This is a genomic window from Horticoccus luteus, from assembly GCF_019464535.1.
Classification (GTDB): domain Bacteria; phylum Verrucomicrobiota; class Verrucomicrobiia; order Opitutales; family Opitutaceae; genus Horticoccus; species Horticoccus luteus.
Map to the genome: position 1 here is coordinate 833,549 of NZ_CP080507.1, position 18,815 is coordinate 852,363.

General features: G+C 65.3%; 3 protein-coding genes. All 3 read left to right on the top strand.

What is annotated here, in order from left to right:
• Positions 1 to 69: 69 nt before the first annotated feature.
• The 3 genes from K0B96_RS03315 (at position 70) to K0B96_RS03325 (ending at position 18,813) form a co-directional block, all read left to right on the top strand.
• Positions 70 to 14,211: a putative Ig domain-containing protein gene (locus tag K0B96_RS03315; RefSeq protein WP_220163842.1), complete on the top strand. Its 14,142-nt coding sequence runs from the start codon at positions 70 to 72 to the stop codon at positions 14,209 to 14,211.
• Between the two features lie 8 nt (positions 14,212 to 14,219).
• Positions 14,220 to 16,589, top strand: coding sequence for an immunoglobulin domain-containing protein (locus K0B96_RS03320; RefSeq protein ID WP_220163843.1), 2,370 nt, complete (start codon positions 14,220 to 14,222; stop codon positions 16,587 to 16,589).
• A 229-nt stretch (positions 16,590 to 16,818) separates the two neighbouring features.
• Complete coding sequence (locus K0B96_RS03325; RefSeq protein ID WP_220163844.1) at positions 16,819 to 18,813, top strand: alpha-amylase family protein; 1,995 nt, start codon at positions 16,819 to 16,821, stop codon at positions 18,811 to 18,813.
• Positions 18,814 to 18,815 lie beyond the last annotated feature (2 nt).

Consider the following 18,815-nt stretch of genomic DNA (forward strand, 5'->3'; position numbering starts at 1 on the left):
GCCGGTTGGCCCGTTGGCCCGCCGAGTGACCCGCTTTTAGCATCAGACACTTTTCAAACGCGTTCCATCATGAGCACCCTCGTCCAGCGTATTATTCGAGCAATCGGCTTTGCAGTCCTGATGTCCGGCACATGGGCCGCCGCGGCGGCCCCGGCGAATTCCTTGGTAGGATCGTGGCTGATGGGCGACGCCAGCTCGCCCGAGTCGGCTGTGATCACTTTTCTGCCCAACGGCACATATTATTTCGCGGGCGACGCGAGCCCCGGTTCGGGCGACAAGCCGGGGATGGAACGAGGTGGCTACACGTGGAATGCGACGACCGGCCAGTTCACCGCCATCGCGGCGGGTGCTTTGAGTGATACGAATGGCGACGCCGGCATCTCCGGCGCCGGTTCGGACTCGGATTCCGTCATTCTGACCCTGGGCGCGGACGGCAACACGCTGACGGCGACGCCCCAGCACGACGACCCGGTCACGCTCACCCGCATCGCAGATGCGAACCAAGCACTGGTCGGCACTTGGATATATGGCACGCCCGGCGCGTTGGGCTCCGGCGCGGTGACGTTTCTGGCCAACGGCTATTATTTTCTCGCGAACGACGGCGATTCTGACGCGACCGGCTGGGCCGGCATGGAACGCGGCACTTACGCGATCAATGGCGGCCAGGTCGTGCCTTCTGTCATCACCGACACCAACGGCGACCGCGGCATCGGCGGCGAGGGGGCGATCGCCTTCTCGCTCAACGGCGATACGCTGACCGTGACGACGAGCGATGGCACCCGTGATCTGGTGCGGGCGAACGCAGCCACCGCGGCAGTGCCCGCCATCACCACGCAGCCGGCTTCTCTCAATGTAGTCACAGGCTCGAGCGTGACGCTGAACGTCGTCGCCAGCAGCTCGTCAGCCGTCACCTACCAATGGCGCCGCGACGGCGTGGCGATTTCCGGCGCGACGCTCTCGACTCTCACGCTGGGCACCGTGCATCGCGCCGACGCGGACAACTACGATGTGGTGGTCACGAATGCGGTCGGGAGCAACACTTCGAGCCTCGCGCATTTGTCCGTCGCCCCCTTGAGCTATCCGCAGTCATTGGCGATTGACCCGACGTTCGCGCCGAATCCGCTGACCATCTCGACGAGGGTGTATGCCTCGGCCAAACTGCCGAACGGGCAATGGATGATCGGCGGAGATTTCGTGCAGGTGGGCGCGGCGAGCCGGCCGGGTGTGGCGCGACTCAATGCCGATTTCACCCTCGACCAGACGTTTACCCCGATCGTGGTCAACGGTGCCGTGCAGGCGATTGTCGCGGCGGCGGACGGGACGGTTTACGTCGGCGGCGAATTCACGCGCGTCAATGGTCTCGGTCGCCCGGGTTTGGCGCGGCTGACGACCACCCAGGCGTTCGATACGTCGTGGGGTCCGCAGGATGCGCCCAGTGCGCTGTCGATCGTGAGTGCGTTGGCGTTGCAGGCCGACGGGAAGCTGTTGGTGGCGCGGATGAGCTTTGCCGGGGGAACCGTGCCGGCTGTGCCGACGACCGCGGTTTTGCGGCGGCTCAAGAGCGACGGCACAATCGACACGACTTTTGCGAGCAACATCGTGCTCAACGGCGGCCGCATCTACAGCATCCTGCCGGAAGCGGGTGGTTCCGTGGTAATCGGCGGTGCATTTTCTTCGGTGAGCGGCACGGGCCGCAATGGCTTGGCGCGCCTGACCAATGCAGGCGCGTTTGATCCGAGTTTTGGAGGCAACACGGCCAACACAGGCGGCGTGTTCACGGTGTCGCGCCTCGCCGACGGACGCTATTTGGCCGGCGGTCAGTTCACGAATATTGACGGCGTGGCCCGCAACAAAATCGCGGTCTATTCGAGCGCGGGTGTACTGGATACGTCGTTCGTGCCCGCGGCGGGCGTCACGAATGGGCAGATTTATGCGGCCACGGAATTGAGCGACCATCGGATCGTGGCCGGCGGAAGTTTTACGAGCTATGCGGGGCAGGCTACCAACGGCTTGATCAGATTCACGACCGCGGGAGCCATCGACCAAGCTTACACGGTGGCGGGTGCCGCCCCGACCGCGTTTACCTCGACCACGGCCGGCGCGAATTTGTGCGCCTACACGTTGGCGAACGATGACGTGGCGTTCTTTGGCATTTTCCAGAGCATGCTCAATCAACGTCGCGTGGGCGTCGCCGTCGTGAAACTCGATGGCACCCTGGGGGCGGCGACGGCCGGGCCGATTTACCGCGGAGCTTATACGAACAACGCGTTTCTCGAAACGACCGGCCAAGTGACGATTCTCGGCTCGGTCGACACGCTCGGGGCTGCGAGCAATCTGATGCAACTCGCCCGCGTGAATGCCGATGGCACCGCGGATCTTTCCCTCACGCCGGGCGGCGGGTTTACCCAGAACGGGCTGTCGGCCTTCGGCATCTACAAAGCGGTGCGTCACGGGGACGGCCGCATTACCGCCGTGGGCGACGTGACGGCGTATGGCAACGTGAGTGGCACGCGCCTGCTTCAAATCAAAGCGGACGGGACGCCGGATGCGAATTTCAACAGCGGCACGGGACCGACCACCTACCTGCTGCAGATGGCGCCATTGAGCGGCGGCGGGACGTTGCTCTACGGCTTCGGGGCCAACTTCAAATATAACAACCAGAGCGCAAACGCCTTGGTCCGCCTCAACGCCGACGGTTCACGCGACCCGAATTTTGCGGACGGCGTTTTTCTCAATGGCACGTCCGGCGCGGGCGTCTCGGCGGCGGTCGAGGACCCCGCGACGGGACAGATTTACGCGGCCGGCACGTTCACGAGCTATCAAGGCGCACCGGCACCGGGCTTGGTGCGCTTGAATCGCGACGGCAGCCGCGATCCGAACTTCGCGCCGGGCACGGGCGCCAGCGGCGGCGCGGTCACCGGATTGCAGATTCTGGACGAAGGGCGTCTGCTGATTTCCGGTTCGTTCACCAGTTTCGACGGCACCCCCGTCAATCGGCTGGCGATCGTCGATCGCGATGGGCGGCGCCAACAAAATTTCAACCCCGGCACGATCATCAGCGGGCCGGTGAGCCAGGTCATCGTGCAGGAAGATGGCCGGCTGATTGTGGCGGGTGATTTCAATGCGGGGCTTGCCGTTCGGCTGACGAGCGACGGCAATTACGATGGGTCTTTCAGTTTGACGGGCGATTTGTTTACGCCGGGCGGCAACACCACGATGCGCTTGTTGCTGGCCGACGACGGCAAAGTTTACGGGCATAACATGCTCCTCAGTGCGAACGGCGCGCCGACGCAGTCGCTGGTGCGTTTCAATTCGGTGGTGCTGCCCAGCATCCAGACGCAGCCGACCAGTGTTGTGGCGGCCCCGGGCGGCTACGCGCAATTGCAGGTGAACGTTTCCTGGCAAGGCACGGCCATGCCGACGTATCAATGGCGCCACAACGGACAGGCGATCGCGGGCGCCACGCAGGCGTATTACTTCATCGGCAACGTGCAGAGCGCCGACGCGGGCACCTACGACGTCGTGGTGAGCCTGCCGGACGGATCGGTGACGAGCAATGGCGCGCAGGTGATTCTGGGCACCGCGGGTAATGTTTACGCGCGCGATTACAGTTTCGTGCGGCCGGAATTCCGGCGCACCTCACTGGCCGGCCGCATCGTGGCGGCGCCGGGTGGCGGCTATTTCGCCTCGTTCAGCAACGGCCAATACGTGACGGGCGCCGACAATAAACGGATTGGCGCCGTGATTAAGTTGCATGCAGACGGCTCGCTCGACGACTCGTTCAAACCGGGATATACCCTGTCGGACGCCTGGGCGATGATTCCTCTCAGCGACGGCAGTGTGATCGTGGGCGGCGTGAGCAGCGATGAGAACAACGAGACCGGGCAAACGGTCTTCCGCGTGCTGCACCTCAACGCCGACGGTTCGCGCGACTACAACTTCTACTCGCCGGCCTTCACGGCGGTGCCGCGGTTCATGACGCGGCAGAGCGACGGCAAAATTCTCGTCGCCGGCTCCTACGGCAGTTACACGCCGAACGGCGGGCTTTCCGGGCTCGTGCGCCTGCAGGCCAACGGCAATACTGATTACAGTTTCCAAGCACCGGTGTTCGGCGCCAATGATGCCGCCAATCCCATCTTCGCGCCGATCGCGGTGGATAGCGCGGGCCGGATCGTCATCGCGGGCAATTTCAGCTCGGTCAACGGCGTGGCCCGCCCGGCCGTGGCGCGCTTGAACAGCGACGGTTCTCTCGACACGAGCTTCGCGCCGAGTGGCTTCACCTTCACCGGTCCGCAGATTCGTGGCGTCGCGGTGCAGGGCCAGGGCGCCAACGCGGGCAAAGTGCTCGTCGCCGGCGGCACGCTGCAGGTGAACGGCGTCACGCGCGCCGTCATCCGGCTCAACGTCGATGGCTCGCTCGATACGTCGCTCGCGGCGATTCTGCCTGCGGCCGTGGGCGCGGATCCTTCGCTCGGCCAACGCGCACGGCTGATCAATTTGCTGCCCGACGATCGCTTCACCGTGCTCTCCACCCGCGTCGCGCGTTTCACGGCGGACGGTCTGCCGGACGCGACGTATGCGGCACCTGCGCTATCGGGTGAAGCCTATTGGATGACGACCGCCACCGACGGCTCGGTCGTGATCGCGCCGGAATTCGGAACCGCTTTTAGTGGTTCGACGCTCGCGGCTCCGGTGCGGTTCACGCCGGCCGGACTGCTCGATACCTCGTTTGTGGCGCCGAAAGTCCAGGCGGAAGTTTACCCGTCGGACGTCGCGGTGCAGGCGGACGGCCGCACGCTGGTGTGGGGCAATTTCGATACGGTCAACACCACGGCCCGAAGCGGCATGGTGCGGCTCAACGTCGACGGTTCGATCGACACGACCTTTAATCTCTCCGGCGTGCCCAATCTCTACAGCATCACCAAAGCCACGGTGCTGCCGGACGGCCATATTCTCGCGGGCACGAAGCTCGGCGTCTATCAAACCAACCTCGGCAGCGGCTTGGCCCGTTTTGCCGCCAATGGCGCGGTGGATGGTTCGTTCACTCTCGATGCGAAGGCCAACGCCTCGTCGTTCGAAGCGCTGGCGGACGGCAGCATTTTGACTTGGAGCCTCTCGCCGAGCGACCTGTTGCAGGGCGGACTTTTCTTCAAACGTCTCACCGCGAGCGGGGCGATCGATGCCACCTTCACCGGTTTGGGCTCGACTTCGTTTGGACGCGTTTACCGCGATGCGAACAACAACATCACCTCGCTCGTGATGGGCCAGTTTGCGATCCTCGCGCACGACGCCACCGGCCGCGCCATCGCTGTCGCCACCACCCCCAACGGCACCTACGCCGCCAACGCGACTTCGCTCAACGTCACGCTTCTGCGACTCAACACGGACGGGACGATCGACTCGACGTTCAACGCCCCGTCGCTCGCGTGGAACACCACCGTCGGGTTCACAAGTTCGATCAAGGATCCGGTCACCGGCCAGACCAATCAGTGGTCGTTGATCTCGGTCGGCGGTTCACCCTTCTCCGGTGTGACGCCGCAGGCGGATGGCAGCATCCTGGTGTATGGCGCTTTCAAAAATTTGGGCGGAATCGCAGCGCCGGGTATCGCGCGCCTGACCTCCACCGGCGCCATCGATACGGGTTTCTCCGTGGGCGCCGGTGCGGAACTGCGCCAGCGCTGGGACCGTTCGCCGTTGGTGCAACATCTCGACGTGAGTGCCGATGGTAAAATCTGGGTGACGGGCACCTTCGATACCTTCCAGGGATTCGCCTCGCCCGGTCTCGCGCGGTTGAACGCCAACGGTTCGCTCGACATCGGCTTCGTCTCCGGCGTGCGTTATCAACAGTATCTTGGCAACGGCACCAAGGTCGCTTTCGGACCGACGGGTGAAGTGTTTGTGGCCGGCACCTATTTCCCGACCTACACGCAATCGACCGACGTCTTGCCGTCGGCCCTCCTGCGCCTGCTGCCGAACGCGGCACCGGTCGTCACGAGTGTGAGCCCGAGTCCTGTTCAGGCGGGGCAAAGCTTCACCGTGACCGGGACAGGATTGACCAACGTTTCTTCGGTGACGCTCAACGGCGCGGCCGTCAGTTACTCCAACGTCTCGCCGACGAGCTTGACGGTTTATCTTCCGGCCAACGCGACCAGCGGGACTTTGGTCGTGCAAACCGCGAACGGTTCGGTGACGTGGAATTTGCAAGTATCGGCGGGTATTCCGGTCATCTCCTCTCAACCGTCACACGCGATCGTCGCGCCGGGCGCCAACGCGGTGCTGTCGATCGCGTCGCCCACCACTGGCGTGAGTTATCAGTGGTATCGCAACGGCAGTCTGCTCGCGGGCGCCACCGCGCCGTCGTTGTTCCTCCAGAACGTCGGTGCCGCGAATGTGGGCGATTATTCCGCCAAAGTGACGAGCGCCGGCGGCACGGTTTCAAGTGTGTCCGCAGCGGTGCGGGTGACGTCGGGCGAGGGTTGGACGTTCCGCAACCCGCAGCCGTCGTTTGCGCCGTATTACTCGGTGGCCTTTGGCGCGGGTCGTTACGTTGCCGTGGGCGGGAGTGGCGTGATCGTCACCTCGACCGACGGCACCTCGTGGTCGGTCGCCGCGCATTTCTCGGATTTCATTCTCGATGTGGCGTATCACGGCACGCAGTTCGTCGCGGTCGGCAGTTACGGCAACGTCTTCACGTCCAATGACGGCCTGAGCTGGACGCCGCATTCCGCGGGGATTCCGCAGGAGTTGAACAGCGTGATTTTCGCCGCCGGCAAATGGATTGCCACCGCCAGCAACGGCCAGGTGGTGACGTCGCCCGATGCGATCACGTGGACGGCGAGTTCCAGCCCGGTCGGCTTTATCACCGGCCTCAGCGTGGGGCCGAACAATACCGCGATCGCGGTGGGCGACAAAAAATTTCTTACCAGTGCGGATGGTGTGACCTGGACGGCGACGTCGATTGCGAATGACGTTGATTTTGCCGACGTGGAATACGGCGCCGGGGTCTACCTCGCGAGCGGAGCGGATGCGATTTATCGCTCCACCGACGGTGTCACTTGGGCGCCCACGACGATTGGCGAAACCACGACCGGCCTTTATTGGAACCGCCTGGTTTTCACGGGCAGCGGCTTCATCGTGGTCGGCGCGGAAGCGCAAAGTTCCTCGCTGGGCTACATGATGACCTCGGTCGATGGTTTGGTGTGGACCGCGCGCACCGCGGAGCCGCTGCCGGGCCTGCAAGGCGTTACCAGCGGCCCCAATGGGGTGGTGGCGGTCGGCGTATCCGGCGCGCTGCTGCAATCGACCGATAACGGCGTGACGTGGACGCGGCGTTACTCGGGCTTCACGTTTCCGGGCAGCCTTTACAGCGTCGCGAACGGCACACCGGGAACCCTGGTGGTCGGCGACTACGGCAACGCGTGGCTCTCGACGACGCTCGGCGTCTGGAATCAGGTGGGTGGCAATACCGGCGAAAGCCTGCTCTCGGCCATTTATGCGGGCGGACGCTATGTCACGGTGGGCACCGGCGGGTATATTGCCCGTTCCACGTCGGCCGCGACAGGCACTTGGTCGGCCGCGACCACGGCGCCGGCGGTGAACTACCGCAGCGTGGCCTACGACACCGCGACTTCGACCTACACCGTCGTCGGTGACAACGGCACCATCGCCACGTCGCCCGACGCCGCGGTGTGGACCACGCAGTCATCGAACTCCTCGCAATCGTTGCACGGCGTGGCAGCGGGTAATGGCGTGCGCGTCGCCGTCGGCACCGGTGGCACGATCCTCTATTCGACCAACGGGGGGGCGTGGACCAACGCCTCGTCGCCGGAATCGGGGCTGACCTACGAAGTCGTGGCGTTCGGGGGCGGCCGCTTCGTGGCGGCTGGTCGCTCGAACCACACCGTGATTATCACGTCAACCGATGGGGCGAACTGGCAGGAAGCCTACACGCCTTACACCGGGAGCATCCGCGGGCTGGCCTACGCCAACGGCAACTTTATCACCGTCGGCGGCACGTCGACGATTCTCACCTCGCCGGACGGCACGACTTGGACGGCGGAGTCGTCGCAATATCCCTGGCTCCTGCGCGGTGTGACCGGCACTCCCTTCGGCTACGTGGTTGTGGGTGATTACGGTGCGATCGCGAGCAAGGCTTATCCGATCGCCCCAGTCATCACGACTCAGCCCACGGCGCAATCGGCCGATCAGGGTGGCAGCGTGACATTCTCGGTCGATGCGACCGGCCCCGCCATTAGTTACCAGTGGTTCAGGAATGGCGCAGCCATCCCGGGCGCGACGTCGTCAACCTATACGATCGCGAGCGTCGGACTCGGCGACTATAATACCTATACGGTCAGGGCATCAAATACCTATGGCAGCGTAACCAGCACGGCGGCGACGTTGGCCCCGGCTTCGATCATCATCACCGACCAGCCGACGGCCCGCCGGGCGGTGGCCGGCGGTCCGGTGGATTTCCGCGTGGGCGCGATCGGCCCCGGCGATCTGAGTTTCCAATGGCGCAAGAACGGCGCCAATCTTGAGTCCGCCGGCGGTTCGGCGTTCTCGCTCAATCCCGTGACGGCGGCCGACGCTGGCAGCTATTCCGTGGTGGTCACGTCGACGTCGGGTTCGTCCACCGCGACGAGCCAGTCCGCGTCCCTCACGGTGCTGACGCCGGATGCGATGTTCTGGCAGCAATCGGTGCCGGGCAGCAACGATATCGCACCAGGCCGCACGGTGCACGACGGCCAGGGCGGCATCTACCTGCCTTGGACGATTTACAACAGCGGCCTTGATATGGTCGGCGGCAAATTCGCGGGACAACTCGCCCGCCTCCGCGAGAGCGACGGCAGTCTCGACACCGGTTTCAAACTCGACCGCCGTTTCCGTCGCGTGGCCTTTGCGGCGGTGCAGTCCGACGGCAAAATCGTGATCGCCGCGGATACCGGCGACTCTTCGACGGTGATTCGGGTCGACGCGACGGGTGCGATCGATCCGACCTTCACGGCACCTTACTTCAACTACGGAATTCGGTTCCTGACCGTGGCGCCGGACGGCAAGATTCTCGTCTCGGCGACGGATAACATGAGCAACGCCAATCCGCCCGGAGGCGTGCAGGCGCCGAATCCGGGGTTGTATCGTCTCAACGCCAGCGGTTCGCTCGATGATACCTTTACGCCCGCCTATATCACCAACGGCGGCATCGTGTTCTGGCCGCCGTTTGTGGACGCGCAAAACCGCGTGTATCTGACCGGCTCGTTCAACCAGATCAACGGCGTCCCGCGCTTCGGTATCGCGCGGTTCGACAGCACGGGCAAGTTGGATGGCACGCTCGGGAATCCGGCGAATTACCCGCAAAACTTCGGTTATGCCGCGATGCGCGCCTCTGCCTTGCAGAGCGACGGACGGCTCGTGGTGATCGGACAAAACCTGCGCTACACTGCCAAAGGCACGACCAGCGATCCGGTTGTGGCGATCCGCTTCAACGCGGATGGCACCTTCGATTCCACGTTCGCGCAACCGCTGCGGAGCACCACCGGGTTCTCCGTCGCACCGCGCGCGCTGGTCATGCTGGCCGGCGACAAATTCATGGTGATCGACAACCGCGCTCTGCGTTTCAACGCGGACGGCACCATCGATCCCACGTTCGACTCGCGCAGTTTCGATACTGAAGCGTTTTGGTTGTCCCGCGGCGCCGATGGCCGGTGGTATGTGCCGGCGATCAACGCCGTCAGCGGCGTCACGACGCAACTGTCGGTGGCGAACTCCGGCCTCGCGGCGTTTTCTGCCAATGGCACGCCGGATGAATCGTTCCAGACGGGCGGCTTCGGTCGCGCGATCTTCCCGACTTCCGCGCACGTGTTGAGCGATGGTCGCGTGTTGGTGGCGGGCAATTTCAACCGCTTCGGCAGCACGGCGCTGCCGGGCTTGGGATTGTTCGATGCGAATGGGCAACTCGCCGCGACGCAGCCGTCGCTCTCCCGGACTGGCGTGGTCGGGTTCTCGACGCTGCCATTTGCGGTCGTCGCCGACGCCGGCAGCGATCAGACTTATGTCGTGACCGGTGATAACGCCGGTGACGGCGTCGCCCGGTTGGTGCGACTCACCGCCGACGGCGTGGCGGATGCCAGCTACTTGGCGCACGTTCCCGCCTCGGTGGCGCTCGGTTCGGCGGATATCATCGCGGCACCGAACGGCCGGTTGATTCTGGGCACGCGTTCCATCGATCCACAAGCTGCCTTGAACGGCGCGACCGCCGCCGCGCTGGTCCGCTTGAATGCGGATGGTTCGGCCGACACTGGCTTCAATCCCGCGCTCCCGAACCTGGCGCGCGTCGATCGCGACGGCACCAATCAAGTCTCGCACATCTACACCGGGGCGATGCACGTCACCCAAGTTCTACCGGATGGGAGATTGCTGGTCATCGTCAGCGGCATCGACGGCAGCGTCCGCCTGCAACGCCTGCTCGCCGATGGCTCGGTTGATGGCAGTTTCCAAACGCCGTCTTTCGGCGCGAACTTCGCGTCGTCCGGCTTCACGGGCTTTATCAACGATCCGGTCGGGCAGGTGAACAACCAGTTCGCGCTGACCGCCTACGGCGACTCCAACCTCATCGCGACGGCACTCCAGACGGCGGATGGAAAAGTGTATGTGGGTGGCTCGTTCGCCCTCGCAGGCGCGCCGCGCGGCCTTGTGCGACTCAACGTCGACGGTTCCCTCGACACTACTTTCTCAGGTAGCGGCATCGCCAACGCCGGCAATGTTGCGGCCTCGAGCTACATCAGCTCCCTGGTCGCTGACTCGAACGGACGCGTTTATGTCGCCGGCCGTTTCGATCACTTCAACGGCGTGGCCACCTCGACCGGCCTGATGCGCCTTGATGCAAGCGGTGCGCTGGATGCGACTTGGTCGCCGCCGGCGTCCGTCATCGATTATCCGGTGGCCGATGTCCGATTGCAGTTGGTGGGAACGCGGTTGTATGCCTTCGGCACCGTGGCTTCGCCCGGCCAGGCTTACCCGGACACCTACCGGGTGTTGAGCATCGCGGATGCTCCGATGATCACTTCTCAGCCGGTCGCCCAAGTGGCGGTCGCTGGCGGTAGTGCTGTGTTTTCGATCAAGGTGACGGGCACTGCGCCGATTTTTTATCAATGGCAGAAGAACGGACAGCCGATCGCGGGCGCCACTTCGGCTACGCTCACGTTGAGCAACGTGCAGTCTTCCGATGCGGGTGCATTCACCGTGGTCGTGACGAACTCGACTGGCACGGTGACGAGTCAGTCGGCGACACTGACCGTCAATCCGATCGGGCCGATCATCTCCGCGCCGGCGAGTTTGTCGGCGGTGCAGGGCCGCACGTTCTCGTTCCAAATCAACGCCAACACGACGTCCGCGACGTATGGCGCGAGCGGGTTGCCGGCGGGGCTGACGGTGAACACCGCGACGGGCGCGATCAGCGGCACGCCGACGACGACGGGCAGCTTCACGGTGACGTTGAGCGCCTCCAACGCGACCAGCAGCGACAGCAAACAGATCACGCTGACGGTCCAGCCGCCGGCGCCGGTCATCACGAGCCCCGGCGCGACCGGCGGCCGCGTGGGCAGCGCGTTCACCTACACGATTGTGGCGTCCAACGGCGCCACCACTTACAGCGCGCCGTATCTGCCGGACGGGCTCACGCTCAATACGGCGACGGGCGAGATCACGGGCACGCCGACGACCGCGGGGACTTACCTCGTCGTCATCACCGCGAGCAACGTGACCGGCTCCGCGACGACGCAGCTCCAGATCACCGTGGAATCCGCCGCCAACGCGCCGCTCTACGCGGGCGCCACGTCGTTCAGCGCGGTGCAAAACACCGGCTTCGCACTGGTGCCGGCGTTCACGAACAGCCCCACCGGTTTCGCGCTCGCGAAGCTCGCCGACGGCACCGATTCGGTGCTGCCGACGGGCCTCACGCTCAACGCCACCACCGGCGTGCTCACGGGCACGCCGACGCAGGTGGGCGTCTTCACGTTTGCGCTCCGCGCCACCAACGCCGGCGGCAGTTCGACGGTCACGTTGACGCTTACGGTCAACCCCGCGCCGGCGGCGCCGAAGATCACCAGCGCGTCGAGCGCGATGGCGACGGTCGGCGTGGCGTTCAGCTTCCAACTCACCGCGAGCGCCACGCCCGCCGCGACGAGCTTCACGCTCGTCTCCGGCACACTGCCCGCGGGCCTCACGCTCAACCCCGCGAGCGGCCTCATCTCCGGCACGCCGGGCGCACCGGCGCTCACGACCGTTTCGGTCGCGGCGACCAACACCGTGGGCACGGGTGCTGCGGCGCAACTGGTGTTCTCCGTGTCGCCTTCGCCGACGGCACCGGCGATCACGTCGGCGCTCGTGGCCACGGGCCAGGTCGGCACCGCGCTCAGTTATCAACTCACGGCGTCGAACACGCCCACGTCGTTCACCCTTGTGTCCGGCACGCTGCCGGCGGGTCTCGCGTTTGACGGGGCGACAGGCGCGATCTCGGGCACGCCCACGACCGTGGGCCAGCGCCGCGTTTACTTCGCCGCGAGCAACGCCTCCGGCCGCGGCCTCGCGCTCGAAGTGCTCTTCAGCATCACCGCGGCGCCGACTGTGCCGGTGGTGACGAGCAACACGACCGCGGAAGGGCAGGTCGGCCAGGCGTTTCTCTATATTGTCACGGGCACAAACACGCCGATCAGCTACGGCGTGACGGGCACGCTGCCCGCCGGCCTCGTGGCCGAGGAAGGCGTGATCTACGGTGTGCCCGCGCAATCGGGCACGGCGATCCTCACGCTGACCGCGACCAACGCCGACGGCACCGGCGCGGCGAAGACGCTGACGATCACGATCCGCCCCGCGCCCGCGACGCCGGTCATCACGAGCGCGCTCAACGCCTCGGGCCGCGTGGGCACGGCGTTTGCGTATCAAGCGACCGCGACGGAGAACGCGACCTCGTTCGTCGCGCTCGGGCTGCCCGCGGGCCTCACGATGAACAGCGCCGGCCAGATCAGCGGCACGCCGACCGCGGCGGGCACGTTCGGCGTGACGCTCCGCGCCACGAACGCCGCGGGCGCGGGCACGCCAGCGATCCTCTCGCTCGCGATCAACGCCGCCGCGCAAGCGCCGAAGCTCACGAGCGCCGCCGCGCAGGCGGGCAAAGTGCGCGTGCCCTTCACGTATCAAGCGAGCGCCGCGCCCGGTCCGATCACGAGCTACGGGTTGACCGGCACGCTGCCGCTCGGCCTCGCGTTCAACACCTCCACCGGCCTGCTCTCCGGCACGCCCGCCGAGTCGGGGGTGTTTGTCGTGACGCTGACCGCGACGGCCGACGCCGGCACGAGCCTCGGCCAGGACGTGGCGTTGTTCATCTCGCCCGCCGACGATGTGCCGGTGATCAACAGCTCCACGCGCGCCGACGGCACGGTGGACGCTGCGTTCAGCTTCACCGTCACCGCGACGAATCTGCCGGCCGCGCCGTTCCCGCCGTATGCGACGATCGACGCGATCGGGTTGCCCGACGGCCTCGCGATCAATCCCTCGACGGGCTTGATCCAAGGCACGCCGACGAGCGCGGGGACGTTCACCGTTTACCTCGCGGCGACCAACCTCAACGGCACCGGGCCGGTGCGCACGTTGACCCTCGTGATCAAACCCTCGCCGTCGGCGCCGATCATCAACAGTTCGCCGCAAGCCGCCGCGCAAGCGGGCGTGGCGTTCAGTTACCAGATCGGCGCGCTCAACGGCGCGACGGCCTACGAAGTGATCGGGGCGCCCGCGTGGCTCGGCGTCAACGCGACGACCGGCGCGCTCACGGGCACGCCGACGCTGCCGGGCACGGTGACGGTGCAACTGCTCGCGAGCAACGCGACCGGCACCTCGAGTCCGCAGACGCTTACGCTGACGATCGCGCCGGCGGCGAACACACCGGTGATCACCAGCGGCCAGGCGGCCACGGGTGCGATCGGCGCGGCGTTCAGTTACCAGATTGCCGCGACGAATACGCCGACGAGTTACATCGCGACGGGACTGCCGGAAGGCCTGGTCTTCGATGGTGCGACTGGCCAGATCACGGGCACGCCGCAAGCCTCGGGCGAGTTCCGCGTGACGCTCACAGCCGTCAACGCCCAAGGCCCGGGCGCCGGCGTCACCCTTGTTCTCACCATTACGTCGAGCGTTGAGCTCAACGGCGGCAACTGAATCCTCCCATGAAACACCTCCCTGTGCGCCGTCTTTTGCTGACGGCCGTGTTCTTCCTGGCTGCGGCCCTTGTCGGAGCCGCCGCGCCCTACGGTCTCCCTGGCGGGCAGTCGGGCGTGACCTACAGCTTCGACGTGCCGACGCACCTCTCGTCGACGCCGCCCGATGGCACCGTGTATGGTGCGACGGGACTGCCTTCGGGCGTGTCGATCAACGCGGCCACCGGAATCATCAGTGGCACGCCGGCGGCCCAAGGAAGCTACAGCGGCAACATTTCGCTGCAGTATCCCACGACGCCGGTCACGACCGACAACCTCGCCTACACGTTGGTGATCGCGCCGCCCTCGGGCACGCCGGTCATCACGAGCACGCGCACTGCGAGCGGCACCGTGGGCACGCCGCTCACTTACACGCTCGCGGCGAATCCCGCGCCGACCAGCTACAACGTCGGCACGCTCCCGCCCGGCCTCTCGTTTGATAACGTCGCAACCATCTCGGGCACCCCGACGGTCTGGGGTTCCTACACGGTCGCCGTGGCGGCGAACAACGATCTTGGCACGGGCGCGGAAACCACGCTCACGTTCTCGATCGCTCCCGCCGGCCCCGTGCCGGTTGTCACCGGCGGCACGCTCTCGCCGGACGTTAACGCCGCCGTCAATTACCAGATCCAAGCCACGCAAACGCCGTCGAGCTTCGCGGCCGACGGGTTGCCGCCTGGACTCTCCGTAGATACAACGACCGGACTCATCACCGGCGCGCCCACCGTCGGCGGTCTCTACACCGTGAACCTGACCGCGACCAACAGCTACGGCACAAGCCTCCCCGCGACCCTCACCCTGCAAGTCGGCGTGTCCGCAATAAACTCGGCCGCCACGCTTGCCTTGACGGTTAACCAGGCGATGGCGCCGTTTGCCTTGAGCGCGACCCATTCGCCTCTGAGTTACAATGTCACCGGGGCTCTGCCGGCTGGCGTGGTCAATACCGCGGGCACGCTCAGCGGCACGCCCACCGGGACGGGCACCTTCGTGCTTTCGGTGAGCGCCAACAACGCCGTCGGCACAGGCCCCGCTTCGACGCTGACGATCACCGTCAACCCGCCGCCCCCCGTCATCACCACGCAGCCTGCCACGCAACTGATTGTCGCCGGTCAGCCCGCGACCTTCACCGTGGCAGCGACTGGCGCGGGCACGCTCACGTATCAGTGGAAGAAAAACGGTGCAGCGCTGAGCGGCGCTACCGCGGCCACCTACGCGATCACGAGCACGACGGCAGGTGACGCTGGCAGCTATACGGTCGACGTCAGCAACGCCTACGGCACGACTGGAAGCGCCGCCGCCGCGCTGACGATTGCGACCGCTCCGACCTTTACCACGCAGCCTGTGACCACCGCCGTGACCGAAGGCCAAAGCGTCACGCTGACCGCCGCCGCTTCCGGCACGCCGGCGCCGACCTATCAGTGGTACAAAGACAATGTCGCCATCGCCGGCGCCACGACGGCGAACTTCACGATTGCTGCCCCGACGACGGTGGATGCCGGCAGTTACACCGTCAGCGTGACCAACGCCGCCGGCACCGTGACCAGCTCAGCCGCCATTCTCTCGGTCAATCCGAGCAGCTATCTCTCCAACCTCTCCGTCCGCGCGACGATGACTCAGGGCCAGACGTTGATCGTCGGCTTCGTGATCGACGGCGGCGCGAAACCGGTGCTCGTCCGCGCAGCGGGTCCGGCCTTGAACGCCTTCGGTCTCACGGGCGTTGGCGATCCGCGGATCAACCTTTTCGATGCGGGCGCCAACCTCGTTGGCAGCAACGACGATTGGGACAGTTCGCTCGCTCCGCTCTTCCATGAACTCGGTGCCTTCGACTTCGTTGTGGGGAGCAAGGATGCCGCGCTGGAACAGTCCATCAACGGTCCGCACACCGCGCAGGCCAGCGGCACCGGCACCGGGACCATCCTCGTGGAAGGCTACGACGCCGGCGCCAACGATGGCCGCAAGCTCGTCAACCTGTCCGCTCGCTACCACGTCGGCACGGCGAACGACATTCTCATCGCGGGCTTCGTGGTGGGTGGCACCGGCACCAAACAGGTGTTGATCCGCGCCGTCGGCCCGACCTTGGGCGGTTTCGGCGTCCCGGATACCCTGGCTGATCCGAAGCTCGTCATCTTCAACGGCGCCACCGTCGTCGCGACCAACGACAATTGGGACGCCAGCCTAGCGGCCACGTTCACCGAAGTGGGCGCGTTTCCGCTGCAGGAGAACAGCAAGGATTCCGCGATGGTCATCACGGTGCAGGCGGGCACGTCCTACACCGCGCAAGTTTCCGGCGCCGATGGCGGCACCGGCGAGGCCATTGTCGAAATCTACGCGATCCCGTAACGCCTCGGTCAGGCTTCCTCGGCCGACTCCGGCTGACCACGTCTTGTCCAGCCCGCCTTCACCGGCGGGCTGTTTTTTTTCGGAGATAACCGCACGTGTTTACGCCGACTTCCCCTCCGGTTTCCGGCGGTCGGCGAAGCGGGCTCTTACGCGGCTGCATGCATTTGGTGTGCGCGGACCGATTTCACTTCGCCCGCGCGCCAATTTTCGTTACCGGCTGGTGTTCCCCATGCACCATCTTCGTTTCCGCCAAGTTCATCTCGATTTCCACACCAGCGGCCTCATCCCCGGCATCGGCTCGGAGTTTGACAAGCGGCAGTTTCAGGAGGCCCTGAAAGTCGGCCACGTGAACTCGATCACGGTGTTCTCCAAATGCCACCACGGCTGGAGCTACCACCCGACGAAGGTGGGCCGGATGCACCCGCATCTGAAATTCGATCTACTCGCCCGGCAGATCGACGCGTGCCGCGAGATAGGCGTGCGCTGCCCGATTTATCTCAGCGCCGGGCTCGACGAACTCGCGGCGTTCGCCCACCCGACGTGGGTCGTGAAGCGCAAGGACGGCGTGAATTGGAAACCGCTCGAGGTGGACTGGTTTGGGCGGATCCTGCGGTTCAATTCGCCGTATCTCGATTATCTCTGCGCGCAGATTCGGGAAGTGGTGGAGCGCTGGCCGGACAACGACGGCATCTTCCTCGATATCATCGGCACGCAACGCGACTACAGCGACGACGCGTTGCAGGAAATGAAGCGCGCCGGCTACAATCCCGAGCTCGACGCAGACGTGCAGCGCTACGCGGAGGATGTGCTTTATCGTTACTTTCGCGCGGCCAACGCCGCGGTGAAGTCGGTGCGCAAGGATACTCCCGTCTTCCACAACTCCGGCCATATCTCGCTCGGTGCGCGCAAGGCGCTTGCGTTCAATTCGCATCTTGAACTCGAGTCGCTGCCGACCGGCGGCTGGGGCTACGATCACTTCCCGATGTCCGCGCGCTACGCGATTACGCAAAAATGGGATTTTTTGGGCATGACGGGGAAGTTTCACAACACGTGGGGCGAGTTTGGCGGCTTCAAGCGCCCGGCGGCGTTACGTTACGAGTGCAGCGCCATGCTTGCTTACGGCGCGAAGTGCAGCATCGGCGACCAGTTGCACCCGAACGGCGAGATGAACCGGGACACGTATGAACTCATCGGCGCCGCCTACGCCGAAGTGGAACGCAAGGAGCCGTGGTGCGACTATGTGAAGCCCGTCGCGCGGATTGCGCTCGTGAGTTGCGAGGTCAACCAAGAGCGCTGGCGCGGCGGCCACGCGCAGTCGGCGCTCGCGGACGAGGGCGTGAGCCGGATGCTGCTCGAGCTGCACCAACCGTTTCTCATGCTCGACGAACACGCGAGCTGGGCGGGCTTCGACGTCGTCGTGCTGCCCGACAAGTTTGTCATGACGCCCGCGAAGGCGGCGAAGACGAAGGCGTTTCTCGCCCGCGGTGGCCGCATCCTCGCCGCGGGGACGGCGCTGCTCGACGAAGCGCACGCGAGTTTCGCGGTGGATCCTGGAGCGAAGCTGCTCGGCCGCTCCGCCAACGATCCTGACTATCTTCTGGCGACGACGTTGACGCCCGAGGTGCCGGTGAAGTCCGCCATCGTGATCGCGGGCGGAGCCTACGTCATCAAGCCCACCACGGCCCGCGTGCTGGCGGAGCGGCGCGAGTCGTATTTCAACCGGACGTGGGAGCATTATTGTTCGCACCAACACGCACCCGACGCGCCCGGCGCGGTCAGTCCTGCGGCAGTGCTGGGGAAACAGATCGCGTATTTCGCGCACGATATTTTCACGCAGTATCGCGCCAGCGGTCAGCCGCTGTATCGCGATTTTGTGAACGCGGCGCTGCATCGCCTCCTGGATGACAAGCTGCCCGTCGCGACCAATCTGCCGACGACCGCGCGCGTCAACGTCCTCGAGCAGCCGAAAGAGCGACGCTACGTGGCGCACGTGCTCTACGCGCCGACGGCGGTGCGCGGAACCTTCGCGGGAAAGAATGTAGAGATCATCGAGGACCTCATCCCGCTGCGGAATACGGAGGTGGCGTTGCAGTTGCCGCGCAAAGTGAAGAGCGCGCGTCTCGTGCCCGAGGGAAGCGAGCTGGCCTTCACGCAGGCGGAGGGCGTGGTGGCGTTCACGATCCCGGAATTCACGAGTCACCAGATGGTCGAGCTCGCTTACTGAAC

What these genes read in the sequence shown, in the direction of transcription:
- K0B96_RS03315 (WP_220163842.1), top strand. Translation starts at nt 70, where the DNA reads ATGAGCACCCTCGTCCAGCGTATTATTCGAGCAATCGGCTTTGCAGTC.
- K0B96_RS03320 (WP_220163843.1), top strand. Translation starts at nt 14,220, where the DNA reads ATGAAACACCTCCCTGTGCGCCGTCTTTTGCTGACGGCCGTGTTCTTC.
- K0B96_RS03325 (WP_220163844.1), top strand. Translation starts at nt 16,819, where the DNA reads ATGCACCATCTTCGTTTCCGCCAAGTTCATCTCGATTTCCACACCAGC.